Raw genomic sequence first — 11,840 nt, 5'->3', positions numbered from 1 at the left:
TTTATGAAGCATTATAATGAAGAGCGTATTCAAGAAAAATTAGGCTACCAATCTCCAATAGAATTTCGTGGAATGGCAGCCTAAGAAGGTGTTTTATTATTGTCTCAAATTGCTATGTCAGTCTAATTTGAGCGATGTTTTTTTAGTTGTTTTCAATGAGTTTCATTTACTTGCCCTGATTTCTCCTTATAAGCACTTCGGTTTGCCAGTAAAATAAAGTAGCTTAACATACCGAAGAAACAAGAAATGAATAGAGCATGTGCTAATGCAATAAATAAGTTGAGCATCGTGAATATGATAAGTGCTCCAGATAATACTTGGAGTAGGATTAGACTAAGTGCGATCGACCATCCACCAACCATTACAGTCGACTTTTTATAATTCTTAACAATTTTTATGAATAATAATATAGTCCATATAACAAGAATTGCAGCACTTAGACGATGTCCCATCTGTACCCATTGTTGGAAATTATATCCTATAACATTCAATGGTTCATTGTTATAGCAGAAAGGCCAGTCCGGGCAAACTAAGTTTGATTCGGTATGTCGAACTAGTGCTCCTGTATAAACGACTGCCAAGGTATAAATCATTAATGCCAGAATCTCAATTCGATGTTTCTTTTGAATATGTAGGGATTCTGTATCTAATTTCTTATCTGCTTCAAAGATGAGTAACGTCAATAGAAATATAGTCGCAAATGAAATAAGTGAAATCCCGAAATGCAATGCGAGAACAAAATCAGATTGCCCCCACATAACCGCTGCAGCACCAATGAGCGCTTGTAAAACTAGGAAGAATACCGAACTCACTGAAAGGAATTTCACTTCGCGAATATGGCCGAGATGTTTCCAAGCTATAATTGCTAAAATAAGTACGACAATACCAACTGATCCAGAAACAAGACGGTGGCTAAGCTCGATAACCATTTCAAAAGTAAACTCAGATGGTACGACTTGCCCTTCACATAATGGCCAGCTATCCCCACAACCATCTTCAGAACCTGTCTTGGTTACCAATGCCCCCCCTAATAGAACGAAGATCATCCCAATTGTCGCAACAACGGATAACCACTTTAAATGTTTGATCATTATAAAGCCTCACTTCTTCTGTTGAAAATAATCACAGTAAAGTCTTCCGCAAAACTCCCGCCTCCAAACAGAAGAAATACTCCTAATTTGGGCGGGAGGACGGACATACTACACTGCATAGACACTCAGTAGTATAAAAATCCTACCGAGTGAAGTTTCGATTTATATATGCTTTCATCTTATAATAATATTAATCTAGTCCAATTTCAAAGTATTTTAACCATTATTGATGATAAGTCACAGAATTGTAATAGATTTAACTGTAATAACCGTTTTCACTATGCGAATAGTAAAAAATACTTGAAATGTTTGCTGGAGTCTGCTAGAAATAATATGAGGGCCGAGACCGTTGTACTTGGAATATTACTACAATACATAGATGAATGATTCGTTTTTCTTATACAATTAATAATTATTTCAATTAAACAATAATTATTAGGTTATATGGGTTTATTAGAATCTTAATCAATTCCATGTTACAATAAATGTAATTGTCGTTGCTAGCAAATTAACTCAGCGATAACGAATACTCGGTTTCCTGTAAAGGGGGGAAAGAATAATGAACAAGGTGGAGACGCCATACAGAGAAGTTATTGGTGACGCCACGATTCCTGCCAAAAAAAAAATGAAAAACTTTATACAAGCTGTTAAAGCACTTATTAAAATTGGTATTGTCAATTCCAATCTGATAACGGTAGTCGCTGGTTTTTGGTTGGCCATATACTTTAGTGGTTTTGCATTTACCGATCATATCGGTACATTGATAATAACTCTTATTGGTAGTGCTTTTGTTATTGCCGGTGGAGCGATTCTCAATAATTGGTATGATGTTGATATTGATCCGAAAATGAGCCGTACGAAGACACGGCCAACTGTAACCGGATTATTCTCGCTTAGAAGCGTACTTATATCAGGTATAGTGACCACCATAATCGGGCTGGCAATCCTACTTCTATTCACAACCGTATATGCGGCTATTTTTGCTTTTATCGGTTGGTTTGTTTACGTCGTCCTATATACGATGTGGTCAAAAAGGAAATATACGTTAAATACTATTGTAGGTTGTTTTTCTGGTGCAATGCCTCCATTGATTGGTTGGTTTGCAATATACCCAGAAGTTCATATTGTACCGGTTGCACTATTTTTAATTATGTTTATATGGCAAACACCGCATTTCCTTGCGTTGGCAATGAAGAAGACGAAGGAATATAAAGCGGCGGGTGTACCGATGTTGCCAGTGGTTTATGGATTTGAAATGACAAAGAGACAAATTATCATTTACGTCGCTTGCTTATTGCCAATTCCATTTTTATTAACATCACTTGGAACAGTTTTTGTCGTAATTGCAACCTTATTGAATATTGGATGGTTAATCCTTGCTTTTACAGGAATGTTTGCGAAGAATGATTTGAAATGGGCTAATATGATTTTTGTTTATTCATTGAACTATCTGGTGATTCTATTCCCATTAATGATCATAGTTACATTACCAATATTTAATTGATTATTGTCCTTAAATAAATTTATATATAAGGAACTAACAACTAGAAAGAGAGGTATGAATACATGAAAGCTTGGATGGGCAAATTAAAAGCATTTATGCTTTTTAGTTTCCTGACAATCTTACTTGCAGGTTGTGGGAAAGAAAACTTGACTGCTCTAGATCCTAAAGGTTATGGAGCAGAAAGCTCAATGGATATTATTCTCCTTACTACGATAGTAATGTTGGGCGTATTCTTTGTTGTAATGATTATCTATACGATTGTATTAATGCGCTTCCGCCGTAAAAAAGGAGATACTACTATTCCAAAACAAGTGGAAGGAAACAAAACGTTGGAGACTGTATGGACAGTCATTCCAATTATCCTAGTGTTTATCATGGGTATTCCAACAGTAATTTATACGTTCGACCTAGCGGACACATCAGAGGCTAGTGGCTCAATAAACATTGATGTTACAGGGAAACAATACTGGTGGAATTTTGAGTACCAGGGCGAAGAGGTAGTAACGAGTCAGGACTTATATATCCCGACCGGAGAAAAAGTATACCTTAATATGCTATCTTCTGACGTAATTCACTCATTCTGGGTACCAACGATCTCTGGAAAGATGGACGTTAACCCGGAAAACGTAAACACAATGTACATTGAAGCTTATGAAGAGGGTGTTTATTGGGGTAAATGTGCGGAACTTTGTGGACCGTCTCACTCCCTAATGGATTTCAAAGTAATTGCTGTCAGTCCTGAAGAATACGAACAATGGATTTCAGACATGCAAAATGTAGACCCTGAAGCGGTTCCGTCTGATGCAGTTGCACAGGAAGGACAAGAACTATTCCAAAATAACTGTATGGGCTGTCATGCAATTGGTTCAGCTCCAGTAGGTATGGGTCCGAACTTGACGAACTTTGGTGACCGTACTCATTTCGTAGGTTATCTTGAGCCTACAAAAGAAAACCTAGTTGATTGGATTATGGATCCAGAGTCAGTTAAACCTGGTAACCTTATGACTGGTACGTATGATGTATCTGAAGAGGAAGCTGATAAGATTGCGGATTACTTAATGCAACTTAAGCCTTCAGAAATTACACCTGAAAGTGCTGGCGGATTAAAAGACTAAAATTAGATAATATCATTTTTGGGATGGAAAACAAAAGAGGGAGGTTTATGCTTTGAGTACAGCTACTCAAAAGAGAAGCTTTAGTGCCGCGTTATGGGATTACTTAACCACCGTTGACCATAAAAAGGTTGGAATATTGTATATGGCATTCGGTGCGTTCTTCTTCATACTCGGTGGTTTAGAAGCTCTAATTATTCGTATTCAGTTGGTTAAGCCTGAAAACGACTTTATTTCTGCAGGTTTTTACAATGAAATGATTACTATGCATGGAACGACAATGATCTTTTTCGCTGCCATGCCGATACTTATTGGATTAATGAACTATATCATGCCACTTCAAATCGGTGCGCGTGACGTTGCTTTTCCGTTTCTAAACGGATTGGGTGTTTGGTTGTTCATCATGGGTGGACTACTGATGAACGTGAGTTGGTTTACAGGAGGAGCTCCGGATGCAGGTTGGACTAACTATGCGCCTCTATCCTTACAATCTCCTGGTCATGGAATTAATTATTATGTAATGGGACTGCAACTTTCGGGTGCGGGAACATTAATGAGTGGAATTAACTTTATCGTAACAATTGTATTAATGCGTGGACCAGGTATGACGTATATGAGAATGCCTTTATTCTCATGGACTACACTTGTTGCTAGTATTCTTATTCTATTTGCGTTTCCTGCCTTTACAATTGCACTATTCTTAATGCAATTTGACCGTATGTTCGGTTCAGCATTCTTTGATATTGCTTTAGGTGGTAACTCCATTATCTGGCAACACTTGTTCTGGATATTCGGTCACCCGGAAGTGTATATCTTGATATTACCGGCATTTGGTATCTTTAGTGAGATCTTCCCAACGTTTTCTAAGAAAAGATTATTCGGTTATACCGCAATGGTCTTTGCGACATTCTTGATCGCATTCTTAGGATTTATGGTTTGGGCTCACCACATGTTTACAGTAGGATTAGGTCCTGTTGCTAACGCAATATTCGCAATTGGTACTATGGCAATCGCTGTACCAACAGGTATTAAAATATTTAACTGGCTCCTTACAATGTGGGGAGGAAGTGTTGCAATCACTACACCAATGCTATATGCACTTGGATTCATCCCATCATTTACAATTGGTGGTATGACAGGGGTAATGCTTGGTGCTACAGTGGCTGACTTCCAGTACCACGATACGTATTTCGTAATTGCCCATTTCCACTATGTAATTGTTGGTGGTGTAGTATTTGGTATCTTGGCGGCTATGCATTACTGGTGGCCATTAATGTTTAACCGTGTCTTGAATGATAAGTTAGGAAAACTTGAATTCTGGTTATTCTTTATCGGTTTCCACTTAACGTTCTTTATCCAGCATTTCCTAGGATTAATGGGTATGCCTCGTCGTTATTGGGTATTCCTTGAGAACCAAGGACTTGACTTAGGAAACGCAATTAGTACAGTTGGAGCCTTCTTCATGGCTGCAGGTGTCATTGTATTCCTATATAATGTTGTTTACAGTTACGTTAAAGGTGAAGCAGCACCTCAAGATCCATGGGATGGTAGAACTCTTGAGTGGACAGTACCTACTCCGGTACCATTCTACAACTTTAAGCAACTTCCTTTGACACGTGGATTAGATCCATTATGGATTGAAAAAATGGAAGGTGACGGTAAAATGAAACCAGCAGAACCACTTGCTGATATTCATATGCCAAACAATTCAATTCTTCCATTCTTAATTAGTAGTGGATTTACTCTTGCATCTTTCGGATTTATTTATCAGTTGGATGGTCCAGTTGGAAGAATTCTGATTTATATCGGTATGGCTTTCGCTATTGGATGTATGATTATCCGCTCTCTGAAAGATGATCATGGTTATAATGTAACCAAAGAAGAACTCGAAAAGGAGGGCGCTTAAGATGAGTCATGATTATTCAATAGATCCGAATAATTTACCTGAAGATCCGTCAAGAGTTACTGCAGAAGGTAAAATGAAACATCTTGGATTATGGATGTTCCTTGGCGGTGAGACAGTTCTTTTCGCAAGTCTTTTCGGAACTTATATCGCATTGAAAGACTCGACTGCAGGCGGCCCGACAACGCAAGATTTATATGGCCTGGAGCTTGTGTTCTTAATGACGTTGCTTCTACTTACGAGTTCATTAACGAGTGTTTATGCGATCTACCATATGAAGAACAATAATTTCAAACAAATGCAACTATGGTTTGGAATTACAGGTTTGTTAGGTTTAGGGTTCCTTGCTTGTGAGATTTACGAGTTTGCCCATTATATTACAGATTACGGCTTTACTTTCCGTTCGTCTGCGTTCGGTTCAGCATTCTATACATTAGTTGGTTTCCACGGAGGTCACGTAATCTTCGGACTGAGCTGGCTTATTGTATTGATGGTCCGTAACGCAAAACGCGGACTAGACACATATAATGCTGCTAAGTACAATACATTTGCATTATACTGGCACTTTATTGACGTTGTCTGGGTATTTATCTTTACTGTCGTATATCTGATGGGGATGGTGAGTTAATCGATGACGAATAACACAACTTCGAACAAAGCTGAAGCTTACCGTAAGCAGGAAAGCAAGGATGAAATGAAAAAGCAATTGATTAGCTTTGGTATGATGATTGCATTCACAATCATTGCTTTTGCTCTAGTAGGAACGGATGTTATCCAAGGTTCATTCCTAACTATTCTGCTCTTTGTACTTGCTTTTGTACAAATGATGTTCCAATTCTTATACTTCATGCATATGAAAGACAAAGGTCATGCTGAAGCATCAGGAATTATTTACGGTGGATTCTGGGTTACTTTCTTAGTGATGCTAGGCCTCGGAGTAATTTCCTGGTGGTAAATGAAAACATGAATAAAAAAGATCGGGTTAGTTCCCGGTCTTTTTTTTACGAATTTCGTCACAAATTTCCCTGTTTGCAATGAAAATATGCTATATAATAAGTAGATAAACTTTTCTCATCTGGAGTGAATACTTATGTGGTTAGAACTACAAATTTTCGGATTTAGAGCATTATGGAGTCCTTATTTCTTTCTATTTTGTGTCGTGCTAGGAGTAGCTTATTACCTGATAACTGGCCCGTATCGACATAAATTTGGGGGAACTGATAAACCAACTATTAAACAACATATTCTAGTATATACCGGACTATTTTTATTATATTTGGTAAAAGGAGCTCCAATCGATTTATTGTCTCATATCATGCTTACCGCACATATGACACAGATGGCAATTTTCCTATTGCTATTTCCAATCCTTATTATTAAAGGTGTACCACTATGGATTTGGGAAAAATTACTTAATAATCGTATTTTAGGGCCGATTATTAAACTGTTAACAAAGCCGCTGATTTCACTGCTCTTATTTAATGGTTTGTTCTCGGTGTATCATATTCCAGTTGTATTTGATTTTTCCAAGTCTGCTCCTATTTGGCATTTTGTTATTCATACGGTGTTATTAATAGCAGCATTTATAGTGTTTATGCCGTTATTGCTTCCATTCAAAGAGATTAATACGATGACACCTCTTATGAAAATCGGATATATATTTGCCAATGGTGTGTTAATTACACCAGCCTGTGTACTTATTATCTTTTCTGATGTTCCAGTATACAGTGCTTACTTGGAAGACGGAGCATGGCTTCAAGCGCTGGCGATTTGTGTACCAAATGATGTATTATCAGGAATATCAGTGACTCTTTCTGGTCCTGAAATGTTCTCTCCACTTAGTACACTTATTGATCAGCAATTAGGTGGAATTATTATGAAAGTACTTCAAGAAATAATTTATATGACACTCCTTATTAGAGTATTTTTTGGATGGTTTACTAAAAAGTCTATGGAAGTAGATCCGATTACAGTTGATGCGAGATAAGGAAGTGAAAATGAATTTCGACGCATTTTTTAAAAGCTAGAAAGGGAGACAGACATGCCGTTATTACCAACAATCAGTACTGCATTTATTTTATTAAGCGCTATTTTAGTAGCAATAGGATGGCGGTTTATTGTAAAAGGGAAGAAAGAAGCACATAAAAAAACGATGATTTCTGCAGCAGTAAGTGCCCTTCTGTTTTTCATCATTTATATGTCTAGAACGATATTTGTTGGAAACACAAGTTTCGGAGGACCAGATGATATAAAAATCTATTATACAATTTTCTTGGTTTTTCATATTATCCTGGCTACAACTGGTGCTATCTTTGGAATTATTACACTTGTCCTCGCTTTTAAACGAAATATAACCAAGCATGAGAAGCTTGGTCCATGGACTAGTGTTATATGGTTCTTTACTGCTATTACAGGTGTTATGGTCTATCTACTCCTGTATGTCTTATATACTGGAGGAGAAACGACAAGTCTTCTAAAAGCAATCTTCGGATTTTAAGTAATGTAAAAAGGTCAACTTTTATGTAAAAGTTGACCTTTTTTGTTTATAATTATGCTTAATCTTGTTCTATTGCAAGTGGCTTTAATTCATTAGCCAGATTAGTTAATAATGTTTGAGCACGCTCTACTAATGATTCTGGGAAGTTTTCTTCTTCACCATATTCTATCCCATGTGGATAATAATGTTTCCCAAGTAAAGGTGTTAAAAGTTTGATGACAGCATCTTTGCTATCAACATTTCCACTAGTAGCATAGCCTTGGACGCGAATATAATATGTAATATTTTTTTCATTAGAACCAATTTTATAATCATATGTTACGCGTTCATAGTCCCACTGTCCAGCACGGATAAATGCATGTTGACCAGTGATCTTATCAAGTGGTTTTAAATCGATTACTAAATCATCAATCCCTGTGTTTTCAATTCGCATTTTGTTCACCCCTTATAATTGTCCTCGTTATTTAATCATAGTACGAAAAGAAATAATTTGCAATGAATAACTTGTCTGATAGAATCTATTTAACTCAATACATATTGCTGCTCAGGGATTAAATTTGAAAATAATAGGGAAGAGATTGAATGTAATATCCTATTACTTCATAGAATGTAATATAACATGATAGAGGGGCTGTTATAGTGCGCATATTACGTAGTTTAATTCTATTAACGTTAGTTGCAATTATTGTATTTTACTGGATGGAACCGAATGAGCAGACGACCCAATCCTCTGGAAAACACGATGTGGTTGAAAAATCATTAATGTTGAAATCAAAGTCATCACCAACATTCTCAGCAAGTAAGGAAGTCCGAGACGGTAATTTATATAGTTGGGTAGGGATGTCGGAGGATGAGCTTCTAAATGAGATGGGCGAGCCTAACCGAAAGGATTTAAGTGCATATAACTATGTTTGGTGGGTATATACCGATGGAGAAGAAAAGTATATTCAATTTGGAATGGAAGATGGAGTTATTCGAACCGTATATGCAACTGGAACTGAAATGCCTGTAGAGCCACTACAAATTGGCCAGACATATGATTTCATCATCAAGGAATATCCCTTTGAAGAAGAAGTGACTTATACGGACGGTTTAGCTTCTTATATGTTTCGTATGACAGATGAAGATATTTTAAGACGACCATTAGTGAAACTTTCGGATGATTTATTTATGCAATTGTATTTTGATACTTTTACTAAAGAATTGTCATCTATACGTATTATGGATGCAGAAGTATTATTAAGGCATCAACCCTATGAGGTGGTCTATCGAGGATCGTTACCACAGAAAGAAGAGCTTACTGAAGAAGACTGGAGAAAAGTTGAAAGAGGGATGGAACAACAAATATTTGATATTAGTAATGTGATCCGCAATCGGTTTGGCAAAGCTCCATTGGAATGGGAAGAAGAGGTCAGTGAAGTGGCTTTCCTCCATAGTAAGGATATGAGTGATCATGATTATTTTTCTCACTATAGCTTGAACGGAGACGGGTTAAAAGAGAGACTGGGAGTATCAGGTGTGTTCTATATCTCTGCAGGAGAAAATATTGCCGCACAATATCCCGATGCAGCTTCGGCTGTAGAAGGCTGGTTAAATAGTGATGGACATCGTGAAGCATTATTAGCAGAAGAATATACGCATCTCGGTGTAGGCGTCTATCGATTATATTATACACAGAATTTCTTAGCAAAGCCGATGTAATGTCGGCTTTGTTTATTTATTATTTCATCTAGTTACCTTCAAGAACAGATATAGGCTGTTTGCATATTTTATTAATAAAGTCTATTTATCATGGTTAGAGAGGTGAAATAATATGAAGGAAGATGATCATCAAAATGAGCTTCTCCAATTTAAGGAGTTTATAAATAATCATCCAAAATTAATTCGAGAAATTCGGAAAAATGGTAAGAGCTGGCAAGAACTATATGAACAATGGGTATTGCTTGGTGAAGATGATATACATTGGAATCAGTATAAGGATGATATAGAGGATAAAGAAGCCGAAAATCAGGATAAAGACGGAATATTTTCTAAATTGGACTTAAAACCAGATTTAGTTAAACAAGTATTAAAGTATGCTGAAACCATTGATATAAATAAATTACAGGAACAAGTTCAACAGCTTAGCAAAACTATAGGCACTGTGCAGGAAATCGTCAATCAATACCAACAACCAAAGCGAACGGGAAATCAAAAGGATCGTCCATTTGACTGGTTTACAGATTAGGGGGAATCCTTATGGACTTAGCTACTTATCAATACTTGCAAAATAATCCAAGAGCACTTGAATTCATAAGATTAAATCCAATATGGTACCGATATTTATCAAGAGACGGGGTAAAGCGTACCCAAGATCTTGAAAAAGAAGTTAAAATATTCTTTGGTCAAACCTTTTCAGGAAGATTAAACCGAATGAATGATCAAGTTCAAATGGCCTCCATGCTCATCCAAGTTGCTAACATTTTAAAAGATTAATGTCGTTTTATTTTCAGAAATGAAATAAAGTGTTAGAATCAGAGTGGAGGTGTTAATATGATTGCTACAATGGAATACGTATCCATTTTAGATAACGCTGAAAAACTCGGTGAAATGGTTTTCCAATCTGAAGTGATGGAGGACTATTTAGAGAAGAAATTGGAAATGGAACAAGATGCAGAAGCCCAAAAGTTAATTAAAGCTTTTAATCATATAAAAGATCATTATGAAGACATCCAACGATTTGGAAGATATCATCCTGATTACCAAGAAATTATGAAAAAAGTACGTTCTACAAAAAGAGCTATGGATATGCATGACACAGTAGCAGCTTTTAAAGTAGCTGAACGCAACTTACAAAGCTTATTAGATGAAATCAGCAGTTATGTTGCTACAAGTGTAAGTGAACAAATTAAGGTGCCGAAAGATGGGGCTCTTCTTACGGATAACTGTGGTTGCGGAAGTGGCGGCGGCTGTGGGTGTGCCTCTTAAATTTGAACATAATATAGTTCTCCTTTTAAAAAGTTAGGAAGGTGAAAAAGCTTGATTAAAAAACGACAAGGGCTGATTGTTTGGTTCCAACATATGAAAAACTTAAAGCACATTAAAAGATATGGCAATCTGATCTATGCCTCTAAGAAGCACAAATATGCGGTCGTCTATGTTAATCAAGATGAAATAGACACAATTGAGCTAAAGTTGCTCCGTCATTCTTTTGTATCAAAGGTCGAGCGATCATATAAACCATTCGTTCGCACAGATTATGAAAATGCGAAACCCGACGAAGCGAAGGACTATGACTATAAAATGGGTATTTAAGTTACTAACAGAGCCTGACAAAGAAAAAAACCTGCAGAAACATTTCTGCAGGTTCTTTTTGTTTCCATATTGAAAACAAAAAGACAAAGGGAGAGGAGAAACCAGAGTAAAACCTACGGGGAAGAATAAGTATACTCTGTTCGAATCAACCAATAACTAGGTTGAATCATTAACCTATTATGTACAAAGAAATAAATAATATACAAGAATGGATTATTTTAATGATAAATATTGAAAAATAAACTGGATTATTAGGGAGTGTAAAATAAACTGTGTAAGTGAGAGAGCGTACGGCTCTTGCTTCGCAGTTTTTTTTTTTATTGTTAGAATAAACATATAAGATTGGGAGGTTATTCTATTGACTAAGTCAAAGCGAGATCAGAAATCAGCTGAACTAGCGAAACAGATTCTAGAAAACTACCAACCAGAGACCGTAGAA

The 11,840-nt window shown here is 36.6% G+C and carries 14 protein-coding genes; 12 read left to right on the top strand and 2 right to left on the bottom strand.

What is annotated here, in order from left to right:
• Positions 1-152: 152 nt before the first annotated feature.
• The gene (locus tag M3210_RS18610) at positions 153-1,091 is read right to left on the bottom strand and encodes a COX15/CtaA family protein (RefSeq protein ID WP_251517545.1); all 939 of its coding nucleotides are present in this window, start codon (positions 1,089-1,091) and stop codon (positions 153-155) included.
• Positions 1,092-1,650: 559 nt separating this feature from the next.
• Between M3210_RS18610 and cyoE the strand changes: the two genes are divergently transcribed.
• From cyoE to M3210_RS18575, 7 genes are all read left to right on the top strand, one after another.
• Positions 1,651-2,595, top strand: a complete 945-nt coding sequence (gene cyoE, locus M3210_RS18605) for a heme o synthase (protein WP_379596985.1) — start codon at positions 1,651-1,653, stop codon at positions 2,593-2,595.
• 62 nt (positions 2,596-2,657) lie between these two features.
• On the top strand, positions 2,658-3,710 hold the full coding sequence (coxB, locus tag M3210_RS18600) for a cytochrome c oxidase subunit II (RefSeq protein WP_251517542.1): 1,053 nt from the start codon (positions 2,658-2,660) through the stop codon (positions 3,708-3,710).
• 52 nt (positions 3,711-3,762) lie between these two features.
• Positions 3,763-5,613: a cytochrome c oxidase subunit I gene (ctaD, locus tag M3210_RS18595; protein WP_251517539.1), complete on the top strand. Its 1,851-nt coding sequence runs from the start codon at positions 3,763-3,765 to the stop codon at positions 5,611-5,613.
• 1 nt (position 5,614) lies between these two features.
• The gene (locus tag M3210_RS18590) at positions 5,615-6,238 is read left to right on the top strand and encodes a cytochrome c oxidase subunit 3 (protein WP_251517537.1); all 624 of its coding nucleotides are present in this window, start codon (positions 5,615-5,617) and stop codon (positions 6,236-6,238) included.
• A gap of 3 nt (positions 6,239-6,241) precedes the next feature.
• Positions 6,242-6,565, top strand: a complete 324-nt coding sequence (locus M3210_RS18585) for a cytochrome C oxidase subunit IV family protein (protein ID WP_251517534.1) — start codon at positions 6,242-6,244, stop codon at positions 6,563-6,565.
• Between the two features lie 135 nt (positions 6,566-6,700).
• Positions 6,701-7,597: a cytochrome c oxidase assembly factor CtaG gene (ctaG, locus tag M3210_RS18580; RefSeq protein WP_251517531.1), complete on the top strand. Its 897-nt coding sequence runs from the start codon at positions 6,701-6,703 to the stop codon at positions 7,595-7,597.
• Positions 7,598-7,651: 54 nt separating this feature from the next.
• The gene (locus M3210_RS18575; RefSeq protein ID WP_251517528.1) at positions 7,652-8,107 is read left to right on the top strand and encodes a DUF420 domain-containing protein; all 456 of its coding nucleotides are present in this window, start codon (positions 7,652-7,654) and stop codon (positions 8,105-8,107) included.
• 58 nt (positions 8,108-8,165) lie between these two features.
• Here the strand turns inward: M3210_RS18575 and M3210_RS18570 are convergent, their stop codons facing one another.
• On the bottom strand, positions 8,166-8,540 hold the full coding sequence (locus M3210_RS18570; protein ID WP_251517524.1) for a YugN family protein: 375 nt from the start codon (positions 8,538-8,540) through the stop codon (positions 8,166-8,168).
• Between the two features lie 206 nt (positions 8,541-8,746).
• Between M3210_RS18570 and M3210_RS18565 the strand changes: the two genes are divergently transcribed.
• The 5 genes from M3210_RS18565 to M3210_RS18545 all read left to right on the top strand — a co-directional run bounded on the left by M3210_RS18565 (position 8,747) and on the right by M3210_RS18545 (position 11,401).
• Positions 8,747-9,808 carry a CAP domain-containing protein gene (locus M3210_RS18565; RefSeq protein ID WP_251517521.1) on the top strand — a complete coding sequence of 354 codons (1,062 nt, stop codon included), beginning with the start codon at positions 8,747-8,749 and terminating at the stop codon, positions 9,806-9,808.
• 112 nt (positions 9,809-9,920) lie between these two features.
• Complete coding sequence (ylbD, locus tag M3210_RS18560) at positions 9,921-10,334, top strand: YlbD family protein (RefSeq protein ID WP_251517518.1); 414 nt, start codon at positions 9,921-9,923, stop codon at positions 10,332-10,334.
• Positions 10,335-10,345: 11 nt separating this feature from the next.
• Positions 10,346-10,582 (top strand): YlbE-like family protein, encoded by a 237-nt coding sequence (locus M3210_RS18555; RefSeq protein ID WP_251517515.1) that lies wholly within the window; start codon positions 10,346-10,348, stop codon positions 10,580-10,582.
• A 57-nt stretch (positions 10,583-10,639) separates the two neighbouring features.
• On the top strand, positions 10,640-11,074 hold the full coding sequence (locus M3210_RS18550) for a YlbF/YmcA family competence regulator (RefSeq protein ID WP_251517513.1): 435 nt from the start codon (positions 10,640-10,642) through the stop codon (positions 11,072-11,074).
• 51 nt (positions 11,075-11,125) lie between these two features.
• On the top strand, positions 11,126-11,401 hold the full coding sequence (locus M3210_RS18545; protein WP_251517510.1) for a YlbG family protein: 276 nt from the start codon (positions 11,126-11,128) through the stop codon (positions 11,399-11,401).
• Positions 11,402-11,840 lie beyond the last annotated feature (439 nt).

The sequence above is a fragment of the Oceanobacillus luteolus genome, from assembly GCF_023715655.1.
GTDB classification, from domain to species: Bacteria; Bacillota; Bacilli; order Bacillales; family Amphibacillaceae; genus Oceanobacillus; species Oceanobacillus luteolus.
The sequence above is the reverse complement of the archived record's forward strand: the minus strand, read 5'-3'. Positions and strand labels throughout refer to the sequence as shown.

Coding starts and splice junctions, on each gene's coding strand:
- M3210_RS18610 (WP_251517545.1), bottom strand. CDS start 1,091: ATGATCAAACATTTAAAGTGGTTATCCGTTGTTGCGACAATTGGGATG.
- cyoE (WP_379596985.1), top strand. CDS start 1,651: ATGAACAAGGTGGAGACGCCATACAGAGAAGTTATTGGTGACGCCACG.
- coxB (WP_251517542.1), top strand. CDS start 2,658: ATGAAAGCTTGGATGGGCAAATTAAAAGCATTTATGCTTTTTAGTTTC.
- M3210_RS18590 (WP_251517537.1), top strand. CDS start 5,615: ATGAGTCATGATTATTCAATAGATCCGAATAATTTACCTGAAGATCCG.
- M3210_RS18585 (WP_251517534.1), top strand. CDS start 6,242: ATGACGAATAACACAACTTCGAACAAAGCTGAAGCTTACCGTAAGCAG.
- ctaG (WP_251517531.1), top strand. CDS start 6,701: ATGTGGTTAGAACTACAAATTTTCGGATTTAGAGCATTATGGAGTCCT.
- M3210_RS18575 (WP_251517528.1), top strand. CDS start 7,652: ATGCCGTTATTACCAACAATCAGTACTGCATTTATTTTATTAAGCGCT.
- M3210_RS18570 (WP_251517524.1), bottom strand. CDS start 8,540: ATGCGAATTGAAAACACAGGGATTGATGATTTAGTAATCGATTTAAAA.
- ylbD (WP_251517518.1), top strand. CDS start 9,921: ATGAAGGAAGATGATCATCAAAATGAGCTTCTCCAATTTAAGGAGTTT.
- M3210_RS18555 (WP_251517515.1), top strand. CDS start 10,346: ATGGACTTAGCTACTTATCAATACTTGCAAAATAATCCAAGAGCACTT.
- M3210_RS18550 (WP_251517513.1), top strand. CDS start 10,640: ATGATTGCTACAATGGAATACGTATCCATTTTAGATAACGCTGAAAAA.